The sequence below is a fragment of the Paraglaciecola chathamensis S18K6 genome (assembly GCA_000314955.1).
Taxonomy (GTDB): Bacteria; Pseudomonadota; Gammaproteobacteria; order Enterobacterales; family Alteromonadaceae; genus Paraglaciecola; species Paraglaciecola chathamensis.
In genome coordinates this window covers 1-17,446 of the sequence record BAEM01000012.1, presented here as the reverse complement: position 1 = coordinate 17,446, position 17,446 = coordinate 1, and the positions used below count along the sequence as shown (strand labels likewise).

Annotated in this window: 10 protein-coding genes and 3 pseudogenes; 2 read left to right on the top strand and 11 right to left on the bottom strand. The window is 47.2% G+C overall.

The genetic code is table 11. The features are described from left to right. Nucleotides 1–19 precede the first annotated feature (19 nt). Together GCHA_RS23170 and GCHA_RS23165 are read right to left on the bottom strand one after the other, a co-directional pair. Complete coding sequence (locus tag GCHA_RS23170; RefSeq protein WP_318248927.1) at nucleotides 20–1,189, bottom strand: TonB-dependent receptor domain-containing protein; 1,170 nt, start codon at nucleotides 1,187–1,189, stop codon at nucleotides 20–22. Nucleotides 1,190–1,227: 38 nt separating this feature from the next. Beyond that, entirely contained in the window at nucleotides 1,228–2,985 is a 1,758-nt protein-coding gene (locus GCHA_RS23165; protein ID WP_318248925.1) for a TonB-dependent receptor plug domain-containing protein, read from the bottom strand. Between the two features lie 198 nt (nucleotides 2,986–3,183). Between GCHA_RS23165 and GCHA_RS22420 the strand changes: the two are divergent. Next, nucleotides 3,184–4,343 (top strand): annotated as a pseudogene (locus tag GCHA_RS22420) (IS3 family transposase). 489 nt (nucleotides 4,344–4,832) lie between these two features. Beyond that, a pseudogene (locus GCHA_RS23290) lies at nucleotides 4,833–5,075 on the top strand (type I restriction-modification enzyme R subunit C-terminal domain-containing protein); the annotation flags it as partial. A 45-nt stretch (nucleotides 5,076–5,120) separates the two neighbouring features. On the opposite strand, the gene GCHA_RS04290 reads toward GCHA_RS23290, so the two are convergent. The 9 genes and pseudogenes from GCHA_RS04290 to GCHA_RS23155 all read right to left on the bottom strand — a co-directional run. Beyond that, complete coding sequence (locus tag GCHA_RS04290; protein WP_007985443.1) at nucleotides 5,121–6,809, bottom strand: NAD-dependent malic enzyme; 1,689 nt, start codon at nucleotides 6,807–6,809, stop codon at nucleotides 5,121–5,123. An 81-nt stretch (nucleotides 6,810–6,890) separates the two neighbouring features. Next, nucleotides 6,891–8,345: an SLC13 family permease gene (locus GCHA_RS04285; RefSeq protein WP_083881824.1), complete on the bottom strand. Its 1,455-nt coding sequence runs from the start codon at nucleotides 8,343–8,345 to the stop codon at nucleotides 6,891–6,893. Between the two features lie 41 nt (nucleotides 8,346–8,386). Further along, nucleotides 8,387–9,295: a hypothetical protein gene (locus GCHA_RS04280; RefSeq protein ID WP_007985439.1), complete on the bottom strand. Its 909-nt coding sequence runs from the start codon at nucleotides 9,293–9,295 to the stop codon at nucleotides 8,387–8,389. Between the two features lie 48 nt (nucleotides 9,296–9,343). After that, nucleotides 9,344–12,352 (bottom strand): TonB-dependent receptor domain-containing protein, encoded by a 3,009-nt coding sequence (locus GCHA_RS04275; RefSeq protein ID WP_039992057.1) that lies wholly within the window; start codon nucleotides 12,350–12,352, stop codon nucleotides 9,344–9,346. A gap of 271 nt (nucleotides 12,353–12,623) precedes the next feature. Beyond that, on the bottom strand, nucleotides 12,624–13,970 hold the full coding sequence (locus GCHA_RS04270) for a sigma-54-dependent transcriptional regulator (RefSeq protein ID WP_007985435.1): 1,347 nt from the start codon (nucleotides 13,968–13,970) through the stop codon (nucleotides 12,624–12,626). Continuing rightward, complete coding sequence (locus tag GCHA_RS04265) at nucleotides 13,967–15,748, bottom strand: sensor histidine kinase (RefSeq protein WP_007985434.1); 1,782 nt, start codon at nucleotides 15,746–15,748, stop codon at nucleotides 13,967–13,969. Before GCHA_RS04265 ends, GCHA_RS04270 begins: the two co-directional genes overlap by 4 nt. Before the next feature lie 327 nt (nucleotides 15,749–16,075). After that, nucleotides 16,076–16,419: pseudogene (locus GCHA_RS04260) on the bottom strand (transposase); the annotation flags it as partial. Nucleotides 16,420–16,698: 279 nt separating this feature from the next. Then, the gene (locus GCHA_RS23160; protein ID WP_318248926.1) at nucleotides 16,699–17,046 is read right to left on the bottom strand and encodes a hypothetical protein; all 348 of its coding nucleotides are present in this window, start codon (nucleotides 17,044–17,046) and stop codon (nucleotides 16,699–16,701) included. Between the two features lie 101 nt (nucleotides 17,047–17,147). After that, nucleotides 17,148–17,446, bottom strand: a 299-nt coding sequence (locus GCHA_RS23155; RefSeq protein ID WP_318248924.1) for a PIN domain-containing protein, incomplete at its 5' end; no start/stop codon positions are given.

Below are 17,446 nucleotides of genomic sequence, written 5' to 3'. Positions count from 1 at the left end.
AATCCATTATCCTGTTAGCTTAAAAAGAAAATTCCAGTCCGAAAGTAATTCGGCGCGGGACAGGAAATACTTCGTTGGGGGTTTCGGGATCTTCACTTAAGGTTCCATCTGGAGTGATGGTCAAAAGATTCTGAGCCTGTAAATAGATGCGTGCATCGTTAAGACCCATGCGCTCGATAAAGTCCAGTGTTGGTGTGTAACCTACACTGATATTACGCAGCTTGAGATACGTTCCTTCTTCCCAGAAAAAGCTGGATTGACGGCCTTCGCCATTGTTGTCAATAAGGGTTAATGCAGGTACATCACTGTTGGCGTTTTCTGGCGTCCAAGCATCGAGGGTGCGCGCGCCATAGTTTGAGCCAATGTTCAATGATGTGAAATCAGTAAACAGTCTCCAGTTATTACGAATTTGCCCGCCTTTCACTCCTTGCCAGAACATATTGAAGTCCCAAGCTTTATATTTAAACGTAAAGTTCATGCCATAAATAAAGTCGGGGTCAGTGTCTGCGAAGAAGTCTTGATCGTTCTCATCAATTACGCCATTTGCGTCGAGATCCTGCCAGCGGATACGCCCTGGCGCAGCACCAGATTGTACTGCGTGTTCTTCAACTTCTGCTTGGCTTTGAAAAATACCGTCAGCAACATACCCATAAACCGAGTTGATTGAACGGCCTAAAATTGTTTTGTCTTGACCATTTCCACCAAAAGAGTTCACCACATCTGCTGGCAAAGTCGTGACGGTATTTTCAGTGGATGAAATATTAAAGTTAATATCTACCAGCAATTCGTCTTCCAGCAAGCCAGTTTCAATCCACTTCTCATAGCCTAATACCAGCTCTACGCCCGCATTCTCTATTGTGCCGCCATTAACCCATTTTTGTGCGCCTTCACCCAGCGTTGCTATAGGCTGGGTTAACGTAAGAATGTCGCGGGTTTCTTTTTCATACCAATCGAAGCTCCCGTAAACAGTGTTGCGGAAAAGTTCAAAGTCGACACCCAAGTTTATTTGAGTTGAGGTTTCCCATTTAAGGTCAGCATTACCGGTTTGTGCTCGTACAAAGCCAGACGGCAGTGTACCGCTATTTGAGCCGGTTATATCGTACGCTGTACCTTCATCTTGTTCATTCGTGAAAAGTGACTGGGTGGCATAACGTGGAACATACGTCGTCACGGTGGCATTGGTGGGTATTTCTTGATTACCGGTTTCTCCCCAGCTCCCCCTAAGTTTCAGCGTGTCAATGAATTCAACGTCGAAAAGTCTTCGTTACTTACTACCCAACCAAAAGAAGCCGCCGGGAAATTACCGTACTCGTTCGAATCACCAAACCGTGAGGAGCCGTCTCGACGAATAGTAAATGACGCTAAATAACGGTTATCGTAGTTGTAATCTACACGAGCAAATTGAGAGTCGAGTGACCAGGTTTCGCCCTCGCCTTCAACACGTACCTCTGACGTCGCTTGAGATAAATAGGCAAACGAACGATCATCAGAAGCGAAACCCGAGCCAATCCCTCTGAACAACTCACGTTCGTAGTTAATTTGCTCGACACCTGCGAGGAAGTTGAACTTGTGTAAATCAGCAAGTACCAACTTATATGTCGCCGTTGCGCCGGTAATAATGCTTTGATTCCAATTATCTTCTACTGTTAAACGATCTCCGCTACTTAGCGAGCCTGCGGTAAATGCACGAGTAAAATTACGAAAGTAGAATTGGCTGTAATCGACACCCACGTTCCCTCTTAGGGTAAAATCTTCAATGGGCGAGTATTCAACGAAGAAGTTAGCCATTACCTTATTGTAAGTATGGCCGTTGTCACGGTTTTGCTCGATGATGCGTACAGGGTTGTCTCTATCTGTGATACCTGGGACTGGCCCACCCCAGCCACCAACATCATTGTAAACGGGGACGATGGATTGCTGTTCAATTGATAACCCTAGAATTTGTCCAGCTAAATCGTTGATCAAGTTGGCTTTTTGATCGGTGATAAGAAACGTCTGGCCAACTTTTAGTTTGTCTTCGATGACATCATGTTCAGAATTAAACCTGAACGCTAATCGTTCAAACTTAGAGCCGTCGACAATGCCTTCGGCATCAAAATATCCTAAAGAGGTATAGAACTGAGAAACATCATTGCCGCCAGCTACTGATAAATTCATGTCAGAAATTTTCGACGTTCTGGTCACTTCATCGAACCATTGTGTATCTGCAGGTCTTTGCACGTTTTCTGGATCGGTATAGGTGGGTAATATGACAGAGTTGAGTTCAGGGTTTTCGAAGTCTTGATTCCAGTCAAAGGTATATAAAGGGCTTGCTGAATTTGGGTTCGACCCATCATTTACCGCGGCTTGCCAAACAACCGCCCCACGTTCTAATGTGTTAAGGGGTTGAACATCGTAGTCATATTCTTCAATGCTTTGATTGAAACGGAAGTTAAAGCCTAAGCCCTCATGCCCTTTTTTCGTAGTGACAACAATTACACCATTTCCAGAGCGTGCTCCGTATATACTTGCAGCAGCAGCGTCTCGTAGAACTTGCACATCAGCAATATCGTTGCTGTTAATCTCATGTAAACCCGATTTGGTAGGTATACCATCGATAATATATAGGGGGTCGTTGTTGCCTAACGGACCCAAACCCTGTCCCCGTATTTTCACCGTTGCGCTAGAACTCGGGTTACCCGTGGTGGTAATTTGCAGGCCTGGAACCCTACCCTGCAAGTTTTGCATTATATTGCCAGCGGGTAAGTCGATAACATCCTCAATATCAACCGTGGCTATAGCCCCCGTCAAATCTGTTTTCTCCACAGCACTGTAACCGTAGGAAATTTCTATTACTTCTACTTCTTTCGGCGTCTCCGCCTGTGCTGCGTCAGACTCAGTTTCCTGTGCCTGTAACGACGTTGCCATTAGCATTAAAGCCAGAGGCGCTGGCTTGAATGCCACACGTAACCGACGAGCTAATGGATTCAGTTTGTAGTCTTTCATATCGCGTCCCGATAGTTGAAGTGGTGTAATTCTATTAAAATAAACAACGTTGTCTTTTTACTTTATACTCGTTGCAAAGATATTATTCAACAAATAATTAACAAAAAAATTTACATTCAAGTGCAGTGAAAATAGTAGAAACATGATGAATGTGATTGAGAAGGGGTTCGCTCGTCGCGGTGTGTTACAAAGTTAGCCTTGGAAAATTTTGTTAATAACTTCAAGAAAAGGGGCCAGAATCTTAGAGATCCCCACGAATTTAAACAAGAGGCCGTGCGCCAAGTAATCGAAAAAGGTCATTCAGTGCCTGATGTTGCTAAGCGATTAGGTATATCGGATAAGTCACTTTATTACTGGGTGAGTAAGGCGAAAGTGCCCGCCAGCCAATCCGCAGAGCAAGAAGAAATACGCAAGCTTAAAGTTGAGTTAAAGCGAGTAACTGAAGAGCGCAACATCCTAAAGGAGGCCGCCGTGTACTTTGCAAGCGAGTCAAAGAAAAGTACACGTTCATAAAATCACGACTCAATGTCTACCGCGTTAACACCATGTGCAGGGTGTTAAATGTTCACCGCAGCGGCTTTTACGCTTGATTGAAAGAGCCTCAATCTAAAGCAGAAAAAGCCAACCTAGGATTGCTTAAACAGATTCAAGCCAGTTATGTACAAAGTGGCGGTGTTTATGGCAGCCCACGCATCACACATGAGCTGCGTCGTTAGGGTGAAACATGCGGTGAAAACCGTGTAGCCAAGTTGATGAAGCAAGCCAAACTCAAAGCTAATATTGGCTATAAACGGCGTTATTTTAAGTCGTCTACGCCTCATATTGCCGCAGATAATCATCTACAAAGGCAATTTGTTGTATGCAAGCCTGATACCGCGTGGGTATCAGGTATTACTTACATTAAGACATATGAGGGATGGCTATATCTGGCTGTCGTATTGGACTTGTTCTCACGCAAAGTGATTGGCTGGTCAATGCAACAGACAATGACGTCAGATATTGTGATTAAAGCACTACTTATGGCGGTATGGCGAAGACCTAAAGCAAAAGACGTTATTGTACATAGTGATCAAGGTAGCCAATATGCCAGCGACGACTATCTAGACTTCTTAAGTACACATAATCTGATACCCAGCATGGGTCGCAGAGGGCATTGTTTAGATAATGTGGTTGCAGAAAGTCTTTTTCACTCACTTAAAACTGAGCGGGTGAAACGAAAAGTGTACCCAACCTGAAGTGGAGCCAAGGCAGATTTGTTTGATTACATAGAAGTGTTTTACAATCGAACTCGGCTACACAACCATCTTGGTCATGTATCTCCAGATGAATATGAGAATACAGATTCACAGGCAAGTTAAGTGCCTAAGAAACTGAGGGAAGATCAATTGGTGGCGATTCATCTACTGGATAATGTGGCAATACTTGAACTACTGAAAAGAGACATTGCCGAATACTCAGACGCCGATTACGATTAAGCCGAAGTATTAGTCGAGATTATTACTAAAACGCTAAAACAAACATCAGATTATGTTGTTTTCCGTCAATTCCAGTACGTAGAGGAAATAGTAGCCGTTTGGCTAGCTATTGATACTTCTTCTTTTTCTGATGCCTGTATGGTGAGTGCTCGAATTACAACTATAATATCTGTAAGCGGAATAGAAAACAGACTTAAAAAAACCAGCGGTTAAGCTGGCTTTAGTTGGTTGAATTGCATTGTTAATTAATTAGTCAACACAGAGCGTATGCAGTCTTACGTTCCTGGCAGAAAGCTAGTAACCGAGTCCTTTATATGACTACACCCGTAAAACGCTTACCCACCAATATGCATACTCGAAGAGTAAGTTGCGGAAGACATCATTTGGGACGGACTAGAGCAAGAAATCGGAAAAGTTCACGGCCCATTTGATATGATATGCCACTTGGATTTTGACCAACCGGCACTTACCCGTAAAGAGCGCGTGAACAACGTCAACAAACCTAATTATTTCACTTAATACTCCAAATAAGCACAAAATGTATTAAACCAATTACTCGAGAAATACACCGATGCCGGAGTGGATGAAGTGGAAAACGTGCAAACCATTAAAGTGCCATTGGCCGCACTGCGAATTACTTGACAGAGCGAACAAGATCAATCAGCTGGCCACGCGCCGATATTCACGATATTCCGGCTGCCACTGTGTCGCTTCAATACACATCTGTATTTCTTCTTCAGAGCGCACAGGCGCAACTCCATCAGCAATCGCCGCCATAGCCACTCTTTTGGCAATCTCTACAGACAATAATTTAATCCCGCTCAATGGTGGCAATAATGCTCCTTTACCGTGAATGGCCAGTGGTGAAGCTTCTGCCAATGCTAGGCTTGACGCCATCAGCATATTGTTGGTCACCCGTCTGGCTTTACAACTTACCACTGCTAAACCGATGCCAGGGAAGATATAACTGTTATTGCACTGACTGACCGGCAATGTGCGACCATTAAGTTCAACGTCAGCAAACGGGCTTCCGCAAGCGACAATCGCCTCGCCGTTAGTCCAAGTATATATGTCCTCTGGCGTAGCTTCCACGCAACGCGACGGATTGCTCAGCGGTAAAATCACCGGTTGCGCTGTATGCTGATGCATCGCCTTTACTACCTCTTCCGAGAACAAGCCCGCGCAGCTCGACACACCCAGTAAAATTCCCGGTTTTACCGAGTTAATGACCTCGAGTAGCCCAGGTGCATAATCGCCATTCCAGCCGTCAAAGTCTGCTAAATCCTGTGCCACCGCTTGCTGAAAGCCTTGGAGATTCGTTGCACGGGTGGTGATCAGGCCATCACGGTCAATCACATACACCTTGGCTCTCGCGGCCTCCTCGGACAAGCCTTCGGCCTGTATACTTCGCACCCACTGTGCGGCAATGCCACAACCTGCCGAGCCCCCACCCACAATAACTAACGGCTGGGTAGACGCTGCGACCCCCTTGACTTTACAGGCTGCCAGCAAAGTTGCCACTGCCACCGCAGCCGTCCCCTGAATATCATCGTTAAAGCAGCAGTAGCTGTCACGGTATCGGTCTAGGATTGGCGTGGCATTAGTTTGAGCGAAATCCTCAAACTGAATTAAAGCTTTAGGCCAGCGACGACGCACGGCCTGCATGAACTTGTCGACAAACACGTCATATTCAGCTTGGCTGATACGCGGGTGACGGCAGCCCATATACATCGGGTCTTCCAACAATGCCGGATTATTGGTGCCGACATCCAGCATGATGGGTAGTGTATTGGCCGGACTGATACCGCCACAAACGGTGTACAGCGACAACTTTCCAATTGGGATACCCATGCCCCCAACGCCCTGATCACCTAATCCAAGTATACGCTCTCCGTCAGTCACTACGATGACCTTGATGTTACGCTTGGTGGCATTGTGCAAAATAGTATCAATGCGATCCTGCTGGTGATGGGCGATGAACAGACCTCGGGCACTGCGGTAAATATCAGAGAACTTTTCGCAGGCCTCTCCCACCGTGGGCGTGTAGATGATTGGCATCATCTCTTCTATATGTTCAGTGATTAAGCGAAAAAACAAAGTTTCATTGGTATCTTGAATATCTCGCAGAAAAATGTGCTTGGCCATATCCGTGGTACAGGCCTGATATTGCATATACGCCCGTTCCCTCTGCTGATCGATGGTTTCGTAACGTGGCGGCAACAGACCTTCCAGATTAAAAGCTAAGCGCTCCTTTTCGCTAAATGCACTACTTTTATTAAGTAGCGGCATGTCGAGCAGTTTGGGGCCGGCGTGTGAAAGGTGCAGAGGTTTATTTTGTTTCTGATTCATAATGATTATTAGCCGATGCCCGGCTTTTCACCAGGCATTGTAATGGTTATTGTTATTGGAAAAAACGGTGGATGTACTAACTTAGAACACCAATGGCGCCAGCCATACCGCGATAGCAGTCACCAGTAATACACTGAGGATATTCAGCGCAAATCCCGCTCGCGCCATTTGCGCGATGCTGATATAGCCTGATGAAAACACGATGGCATTTGGCGGTGTGGCTACCGGCAGCATAAAGGCACAACTAGCTGCCAAAGTAACCGGTAGGATCAGCGTCATTGGCTCACCGCCCATTTCCAGCGCAATTACCGCCACCACTGGCAGAAATGTAGCAGCAGTCGCCAGATTACTGGTTAGCTCAGTAAGGAATATCACTAGCGTGGTAGCTGCCAGCACTAGAAACAACATGCCGAATGCATCAATATTCACTAGGCCTTCCCCCAACCATTGCGCCAGTCCGGTATTAGACACTGCCGCAGCCAAACTTAAGCCACCTCCGAAAAGCACCAGAATGCCCCAAGGAATTGCTTTCATATCATCCCAAGAGAGTAAGGCTCCTTCTCTACTGCCACCACCCTTACCATTGGAAATAATGAACAGTAGCACTGCCGCAGTCATGGCAATACCGGCATCAGACAGGCCGTCAAGCGACAGCCATTTGGCTAGCAATGGTCTAGTCATCCATGCGACGGCAACCCCAAGAAACAGTAGGCCGACACGCCACTCTTCCTTGCGCACAGGACCTAACGCTTCACGTTGTTCGGACAATCGAATTTTCGCCACCTCAGGCGTTGAGAAATCCACCGGATAAATCCAGCGGGTCAGCGACAGCCATGCCACCGGCAGCAAGGTAACGCTTAAAGGAATGCCAATAAGCATCCATTTGGCAAAATCTAGTTGCACATTGTAGGTGTCGTTCATGAAGCCGACCAAAAAAGCATTCGGAGGTGTACCGACCAGCGTCGACATGCCACCAATGGTGGCCGCATAGGCAATGCCTAACAGCAGTGACAGCTGGAAATTTTTCCGTTGTGTAGGATTAAAGTGCGAGTGCTCACCTTCCATCGTAGACAAAATTGATAAGGCGACAGGCAGCAACATCATGGTGGTAGAGGTATTGGTCATCCACATACTCAGGATGGCACTCACAACCATAAACCCCAACACTATGGAGCGCGCTGAACTGCTGGCATAACTTAAAATGAAGTACGCAATGCGCTTATGCAGATTTGCCTTCTGCAGCGCCAGCGCCAGCATAAAGCCGCCCAGAAATAGATAAATTGTCGGATTAGCGTACGGTGCAGACGCAGTCTTGATATCCAGAATGCCCAACTGCGGAAACAGTACTAATGGTAATAAGGCGGTCACCGCTACATGTACCGCCTCTGTCGACCACCAGATAGCCATCCAGATCCCAACCGCTGCCGCTGACCATGCCACTGGGTCAAGTGACTCAGGAGCAGGTAGCAACATCAACATCGAACAGCCCAGCGGCCCCAGAATGAGGCCTATTTTCTGATGTGTCGGGCGATGCATTACTTTGTTTCGGGGCGTGGATTGCGCGGAAATAGAATCACTCACAGCTTATTTCCCCTATGACCATCAGCAAATTCAGGGAACAGATATTTAAAGGCAAACGGTACAATTTTGGTGCTGTTATGTCCCACGCCACGCACTACTTCAATCTGCCATGCAGGCTTGATATCTTTATCTACCGCTACATTCATCGCTTTCGCATAGAACGCCAGACCACGGGCAAATACATTACGTCCCTGCTTATTCGCTGCTGGGCTGTTACTGATTACTTTCGTACGCGGCCCCATGTCCTGATCCGCCAGTATTATAGTCATTGGCTTTTGTAGCCAGATATCCACATCTCTGTAGCTGTACGGGCTGTTCTCCAGACCGAATGGGTATGATTGCGAAGGATCAGGATAGGTAAAAAACGCCGCATTGGCCGAGACCGCGTGGGACACCGGGGCGTGAGGTTTCGCCAGCATGAAGGTATGCACAAAACCACCACCGGCAGAGTGACCGTAAAGGGCAAAGGTCTTCTGAGTGGAACCAAAACGGCTCACAAAATCGTGAAACACCTTCTCTGGTACGTTATAGAACTGTACCGATTCCGGACGCGTTGCTCCCAGAGGCGTAGTGATTCCCCCTAAATTGTATTGATATTCATCTTCACATACCTGAAGGCTGCAACCAATCGCCAATACAATAAACTGATTCTTCTGCGCCAGAGATAACCACTGGTCACGATAGTCATCTGCATTTCTGCGGGCGCCAGGCACGACCAGCAAAATTTTTGTGTCTGCATCGGAGCCTTTTGGCACGATGTATTCCACTTCAATTTTGCCACCCGCCCACTTAGTGAAGGTGTAGCTACCTACTGCGTTATCTTGCCACAGTGTGGAAGCAGCGCAGGCGGTTTGGGTGACTGCCAGCAAACAAAACCAAACGGCAAGGAAAATATTTTTTATCATAATAACCAACTTAATATATGGCGGCAGGGTGCCGCCGGATTAGAAAAATCAGAAGCTTGCGCTTACATCCATATAGAAATAACGACCATAGTCTCGGTGCGCATCGTTAAAGAAACCGAAGCTCGCGGCTGCCAGTGGTGCTCGTTTGTCAGTCAAGTTTTTTACACCCAGACGGAACCGGGTATCCACTTCCTGGATCTGAGTTTTATAGTCAAACGTCGCATCAACGGTGGTCATTGCTGGAATCACAAAACGGGTGCCATCTTCCAGTGTCAGTTCACTTTGATAGAAACTGCCGATACGATAGCCCGACAGCGACGCACCGAACACATCACCACGCCACATTAATCGCAGACTGTGTTTCTCTTTCTGGTTACCGTTGCGACCAATCAGGTCTGCAAATCCGGTAACGGGGAAGCTGGCAGGTAATACACCACTCTCGCTGGCAGCCACTAACTGCGTTGCCAAACCACCGGCTTCCTGCTCGAACTTATCGAGGAAGGAACCGTTATAGTCAATTTTGAAGCGGCCATAATCAGTTTTGATGTTGTAGTAAATGCCCAAATCATGACCACTTACAGTGCGCTTATCGAGATTGGCATACCGGTCATCAATGTAGTTGATTTGGCCTGCTGGGCAGATGCCTGCTGCGCTGTAGTATGCAGCTTCATCCGGGTCGATATCTCCCCGGTTGAGGCTGTTATTAAAGGTGGCGCTATCGCAGTTTTCATTACCTTGCTCAAGGCGGTACAACAAGTCCAGCAACGAGTGATTTTCTTCACCGAACAGACCAATGGTATTTTTCTTCTCGATAGACCAATAATCGAGGGTGATTGCAAGGCCTTCCAGCGGCTCCACCACAATACCAATGGAGGTATTGTCAGATTCTTCGGGTTTCAGCTCCTGACTGCCCTGCGCAATACGCTGTAGTGAGTAGGAGCAATCCAGTGTATCTTGATCTGGGTCACCACCATTTACCGCCCCATACAAACACGCGTAATCGGTACGAGTTTGCGTTCGGGCGACGATTTCCTCATTAATCGTTACTAGGTTCGGCGCGCGGAATGCCTGCGACCATGAACCACGTAGTAATACAGGTTCAATTGGGCGATAACCGAATGCAACTTTGCCTACAGTGGTGTCACCGACGTCAGAGAAATCTTCGTAACGAACTGCCAACTGCACATCGAGGTTTTCCAGTACCGGCACCTGTAGCTCCGCGAACGCAGAACTTACTGCACGATGACCTGAATTATCCGGCGTCGGGCTGGAATTCACCACGTCTGACACAAACGGATAGGTATCCCCATCTGCATCGGTAAACTGAATGGTACCATCAAGCCTCGGATCACGGTCGTCTTTGAACGACTCATGCCGATATTCCATGCCTGCTACAAAGCCAACGAAACCCGCAGGTAATTCATAAATGCCTGGGTTAGAAAACTTAATATCAAAGGTTTTCAGCTCTGATTCACTCTTGCGGTATACGTCAATTAACGCACGTTCTATGTTTGAATTCACACCAGCAGAAAACGGGTTGTAAGCGGCAGCGGTCGTGTCGTTTAATGCTTCCTGCATCAGTGTATTGGATACACGGTTATGCGTTACGTCGTCCTTGGTGTCTTTTGACCACGAGACCGCCGTTTCCCAATCCCACTCACCCCAGTATCCGCGCAGGCCTTGCAGAAGACGGAAGGTTTCGCCGCTATTCTCAACAATGCGTGGGTATTCGGCAAAACGGTAGTTGTCGATGGTCAGTGCGGCGCCGTCACACGAAACCCCCGCCTCTACTGCGGCGTTATCCACGCGGTTAGGCGAGCCACACGGGCCAAAAGGGTTGTAGTAGTTGTCTGCCGCAACCACCAGTTTTGATGATGAAAATGACGCGGTAGGATGACGGCGTAAGTTGGTATTGGAGCGGTAGCCAAGAAACTCAGAGAACGCTTCCCAGCCATTTTCAAAAGTATGGTTCAGGTTGATAAACAGATTGGTACGATCCAGCTTAGAAGTCAGGTCGCGATCCTGGTTCATGTTGAAACGCACGGTGCCCTGACCATCCGGCGCTGCACATAAGCCGTTGCCTAAATCCCAGGCACAGCGATCATCACCTGCCGGATAGGTTTCAAACTCACCGCTGTTATCCACTAGTCCATCTGCACGTAATGGATTGCTTGACGTCACGCGGTCAACCATATCGAACTGGCCGTACAGTGAGTTAGCGCTGGTTGAGTCCCATTCTGAATGACCGTACCACGGCGAATCAGTGGGCAAGCGGTCGGTAAGGTCTGCGTTGGTCCAGCGAGGATCGTCCTGAGAATTAACCCGGTCACGCTGGTAATAATTAGCGATCACACCGATATTGGTTTTACCGCCGTTAAAGGTTTTGCCCCAGTGCATCGACAGTGTTTGGTCATCACGCGGCAAATGTTCATATTCCTGCCATTTGACGCGGATATCAAAACCTTGGAAATTGGTCGATGTCACTGTGTTCACTACCCCAGCCACAGCATCAGAGCCGTAAATCGCTGATGCACCATCACGTAATACTTCTACACGTTTAGCACCGTAAACAGGAATAAGTTGGGAGTTCACTGAGTTAACCGGAACGAAGCTACCGCCTACTTCCTCAGTTTGGTACGACGCCGAATTCACCATACGACGACCGTTAATCAGCACTAGCGTGTTACCGGTGCCGATGTTGCGTAAGTTAAACGCCCCGACATCTCCTCGAGCAGCGTTGACGCCGCCACTGATGTTGCCGGCTTCATTAAAAAAGTTCTGACCGTTTTCTGGGATCAGTTGCAGCAAGTCATCGCCGGAATCGATGCCCATTGTGGCTATATCTTCGGCGTCCAGTTGCGATACAGCTAACGCTTCACTGATTTCAGCGCCCTTAATCTGGGAACCAACAACAGAAATTTTCTCAATGTCAGAATCCTCTTTTGGCGTAGTTTGGGCTTGTGCGTAGGATGACAGAGATGATGCCACTGCCAGCATGCATGCAGGCGCTACCAGTCTGCGCCGTGCACGAATCACTTGGGTAATCTTATTAATCATTGTTTTACCTTACAGAGTGTTTAAATGTGTCCTCAGTCTAAAAGATGCACAATTGTTAAAAGACTAAAAACTCAGCAACAACTGTTACATCAATGCAACATAAGGCAAGGACCTTGCCACACCGACAACTAAAATATAAAATCCATAATTTTCAGGTGGTTAATGAGTTTTAGTAATAATGTGCATGTTACAAGTTTAGTAAAATCGGCGGGATGTCACTCGTGGAATAAGAGGCGTCGGGTGGGAATCCACCCATTTTCTTGAATTGAGTTCAGGACAACTTGAAATCGGCTTTTACCAGCCCGTATTTGCGCATTTTGTCGTACAGGGTTTTGCGCGGTAGGCCGAGTTGCTGCTGCACATCGATAAGCCTGCCATCGTGTTCACGTAACGCCGCTTCCAGAACATCGCGCTCGTATTGCCCCACCTTCTCTGCCAGCGTCGTGGCATCGTCTATGTCGCCACCCGCAGGTTCATCGAACACCGTTTGCCCGCCCATTAACACGAAACGCTCAGCCACATTGCGTAGTTCCCGAATATTGCCTGGCCAGTTATGTTGTTGCAGGCGCGCCAGCTGGTCATTGGTCAGCCGCGGCGCGTCGGTGTGAAAACGTGAACTGGCCAGCGCTGCGTAATGCTGGAACAATAGCGAGATATCCTCTCTCCGTTCACGCAGCGGCGGAATTTCAACGTTAATCACATTCAGGCGATAGAATAAATCCTCGCGAAATTCACCTTTTCCCACCAGTTCCAGCAAATCAATTTTGGCCGCGGCAATCACTCGAATATCCAAATCCACATGGCGGTTGCTACCAAGTGGCTCAATACGACGATCTTCCAACACACGCAGTAACTTGATTTGTAAGGCCATAGGCATACTTTCAATTTCATCAAGAAAAAACGTGCCGCCATTGGCATGTTCAATCTTACCTACTCGTTTCTTCTGCGCGCTGGTAAAAGCACCGGCTTCAAAGCCGAACAATTCACTTTCAATCATGGTTTCCGGAATGGCGCCACAGTTAATTGCCACGAAATTTTCGTTCTTACGATGGCTGTTGTAATGCAAAAAGCGGGCAACCAAATCTTTTCCTGAGCCGGTTTCGCCGCGAATCAGCACGTCAGCGGGAATATCTTTAATCTGCATGAGTAAGCGCCGCAACGCTTTTATTTTGTGAGTGTTCCCCAGTAGACGAGGGCCCGCTCCGGTCTGCGCGTCCAGCTCATTTTTCAGTTCACGGTTCTCCAAGACTAATGCACGTTTTTCACCCGCGCGATTCAGCACATCCAGAATGTGTTCGTTGGAGAATGGCTTTTCAATGAAGTCGTAAGCGCCCAGGCGCATAGATTCAACGGCGGTGGAAATGTCACCGTGCCCCGTGAGCATTACCACCGAAAACTCGGAATCAACCTTGAGCACCTCACGGAGAAATTCCACACCGTCGATACCCGGCATATTAATATCTGAAAGCACCACGCCAGGCCAATCGCGATCAAGCTTTTTCAACGCCTCGCGGGCATCACTGAATACTTCAGTCTCGTAACCTTCGATAGAAAGAAGTTGCTTTAGCGCCTTTAAAATTGCCGGTTCGTCGTCGATGATATAAATCGGAATACTCATACTTCTGGCTCTTGTTTAATCGGTAAAATTAAGGTGAACACGGCACCACCCTGAGGGTGATTTGTCGCCGCGATGGTACCACCGAAGGATGCCATAATACGCTGAGAGATCGTTAACCCCAGCCCTAATCCTTTACCTTTGGTGGTGTAAAACGGCTCAAAAACTTTCTGTAATTGTTCCTCGGAAAAGCCCTGCCCGCAATCTTTCACGGCAATCACAGCATCCGCTTTTTTGGCGGTAACGCTGATGTCGATGCGTGGCTGGCTGACCGCTTCCTGCGCCTGCAAAGCATTATTCAGCAGGTTCACCAACACCTGTTCGAGCGGTACGGCTTCCGCCAGCACCAGCAAACTAGTGTCGTAAGGCTGAATGTGAACTTCCGCCGCCATTTTACTGATTTTAGCTTCCAGAATTGACAGGGATGCACTGAGTGTATCTGCCACCAGAACGGGCCCAATCTTACCCGCCGACTTCCTGGCAAACAGCTTGTACTGCGCCACCATGGTGGCCATTTTCCGGATCAGCGCGATAATTTCGTCGGTGGTTTCGCCAATACCTTCGGTTTTGCCCCGCGTAATCATCAGCTTCAGGGTTTCACTGTACGTCAGCATGGCGGTTAATGGCTGATTTAGCTCGTGGTTGATGCTAGCCGACATTTCCCCTAGTAACGCCAGCTTGCCAGCCTGAATCAGCTCGTTCTGGGTTTCCTTCAGTCGTTGTTCAGTTTCCCGTTGAATGTCTATAGTTTCCATTAGCGTCGTATTAGTTTCCTGTAACTGCGCCGTACGCTGCTCAACCCGATGTTCCAACTGTTCATTCACAGCGGCCAACTGACGCTGAGCAATGTTGTTTCGCCGCCATATCATGCTCAGCAAAGCCACCAGAATGAATAACACCAGCGCGCCGAAAAGTATGCTGGTCACCAACACATACACTTTAATAATGGGGGTCAGAACAATCAGATGCCAGCCAACTTCCGGCAGGGTTTTCTCTGCAATCAAGTAAGTACGCAGCTTATTTTTATATTCCAGTGTAAGAGATTCAGCGATGAGCACATCTTGCAAGGCAGTTTTGTCGGTGAGTTTAAGCAATGAACCGGTACCATACTGTCGCTGATGGATGATTTCAGCTTTTACCGCGTTGGGCAAAGCGACCAATGACGTGTAGTTCCATTCGGGGTGAGAGCTGTAGAACACGGCTCCGTGGTCGTCGGTTACAATGAATGGTGCATTAGCTTCGGCGTTATACTCCTCAATCACCGACAGTGCCACCTTTACTACCAGTACACCGGTGATATCACTATCAACTCGTACGGGAAACGAAAAATAGTACCCCCGTTTGCGTGATACAGTTCCCAGCGCAAAGTAGCTACCCTCGTCACCATTCACCGCCTGCTGAAAATACGGTCTAAAACCATAGTTGCTACCAACAAAACTGTCCGACTGTTGCCAGTTACTCGCTGCCAACGTAACGCCTTCGCGCGACATCAGATACACCGCATCGCTAGAAAGTGATTGATTATAGGTAGAGAGCAAGCGGTTCACGCTGCGTACATTATCTTCCACCGGATTTGCCAACAGTTCACTAATGGCCGGATGTAAAACCAACACTCGGGGCAAGGTACGGTATTTGTCCAACTGAATTTCTAATCGACTGGCCACATCCTGAATTTTTTGTTCGGCTTCCTGTTTTACGGCACGCACGACCTGAGTATAAGACACCCCGCCAACAACCAGCAAATACACTAAACACAACGCTAAAGTGACAGAACGGTACATAGTTTTCCCCAGATTTATTGAGGCATTTATATACTGTTAACACGCCGATTACAAAGTAACATTAGTAAAGCTCGCCTTTCCAAAGTAATACGCCGTAAAAAAGCCCCTTATCCAAACTGATTTTGGCAATTATTTCCTAATCTCCACATTGGTCGACTTTTCACACATGAAATGATGTTAACCGCTGCTGAAGCCACAGATTCAGTATACGCACCCAGCTATAGTTTAAATTGATCTTCCCTTAACTATGTAGACGCTTTGTACGTAACTGGTTTTAATCTGTTTAAGCAATCGCTCGTTGGCTTTTTCTGCGTTAGATAGAGACTAGCCACTGCGGTGAACATTTAGTACCCTGCGCATGGTGTTAACGCTATAAACATTGAGTCGTGATTTTATGAACGCGTACTTGTATTTGACTCGATTGCAAAGTACACGGCGGCCTCCTTTAGGATGTTGCGCTCTTCAGTTACTCGCTTTAACTCAGCTTTAAGCTTGCGTATTTCTTCTTGCTCTGCCGATTGGCTGGCGGGCACTTTCGCCTTACTCACCCAGTAATAAAGTGACTTATCCGATATGCCTAATCGCTTAGCAGCATCAGGCACTGAATGTCCTTTTTCGATTACTTGACGCACGGCCTCTTGTTTAAATTCGTCAGGATACTTTTTATTCATAACGCTTTTTACCTTACATCGGTTTCTAAGTAAAAAGTGTCTACAAAGTTAAGGGAAGATCAAACCAAAACGTGACGAAACCAAACGAATTGAACGCTATCATGTGGTCGACATGGAACGACAAATTAGAGCTTGATGAAGTTGAAGAATTTTTAAAGAAAATGCCTGATAAAAAAGGAACTGGATATCGTAGACTACCCTGCGCTAATGACCTCAAACGTTACAACGTCAATCCAGGTTGCGAGACTGCGTAGTAGTACTTAATGGATGTAGTACACATTAAATCCTTGATGATGAAGTGGTTAATTTGTGTGATTCATAGCATGAATTTTTTTGCTGAAAGCGACCGAAGGAGTCGATAGCTGAATCATACCAGGACATATTTTCTTGGACTTCATTGTTGAAAAGGCCAATGGGAAATGTATACACTTTCCCACTTATCTTAAACTCATTATCCGAACTAAATCGATCAAACAAGTCCTCCTCAAATGACTGCCCCACAGAGTAGAGTAAGTCAACGTCAGCAATCTTATTATCAACAGCCACATCCTCAGCTGCATCCCCGATAATCCGTGCTTTTAGCCGCATGTTGATATCTCGAGACACTAAAATGACATCTCGACTCAGTGATGTTTTAATGTGCAGCGCGTAGTTGATATTACGGTTGTCTGCATCGCTGCCAATGCCGTACTTTAGTGCTTCGTTAACCTTAAGGTTCGTATCAATGCCTATAAATAATTAACCCGCTTGGCGGTTTCGGTGGACGGCAATGCAATACCAGCTTGCAACTCTTCTGCACTATGGCCGTTGAAAATGTCTTCCAGCATTCGAATGCATACAAGGGCATCAGCGCTGACAGATTTGTTTCTGCGCTCTTTCAGATTGTCGAGTTCTTCTAGCACCATCAAACAAACATAAACTTCGTCGCTGCAGGCTAAAAATGACTTAGGATCGTGAACTAAAGCACTCGTATCCAGAATACGGGGGTAATTTGTTTTTCTAATCGTGATTAAGCCGCCTCTGCAAC

Excerpts from the sequence above, each read along its gene's own strand:
- GCHA_RS23165 (WP_318248925.1), bottom strand. The coding sequence starts at position 2,985 with ATGAAAGACTACAAACTGAATCCATTAGCTCGTCGGTTACGTGTGGCA.
- GCHA_RS04290 (WP_007985443.1), bottom strand. The coding sequence starts at position 6,809 with ATGAATCAGAAACAAAATAAACCTCTGCACCTTTCACACGCCGGCCCC.
- GCHA_RS04285 (WP_083881824.1), bottom strand. The coding sequence starts at position 8,345 with ATGCATCGCCCGACACATCAGAAAATAGGCCTCATTCTGGGGCCGCTG.
- GCHA_RS04280 (WP_007985439.1), bottom strand. The coding sequence starts at position 9,295 with ATGATAAAAAATATTTTCCTTGCCGTTTGGTTTTGTTTGCTGGCAGTC.
- GCHA_RS04275 (WP_039992057.1), bottom strand. The coding sequence starts at position 12,352 with ATGATTAATAAGATTACCCAAGTGATTCGTGCACGGCGCAGACTGGTA.
- GCHA_RS04270 (WP_007985435.1), bottom strand. The coding sequence starts at position 13,970 with ATGAGTATTCCGATTTATATCATCGACGACGAACCGGCAATTTTAAAG.
- GCHA_RS04265 (WP_007985434.1), bottom strand. The coding sequence starts at position 15,748 with ATGTACCGTTCTGTCACTTTAGCGTTGTGTTTAGTGTATTTGCTGGTT.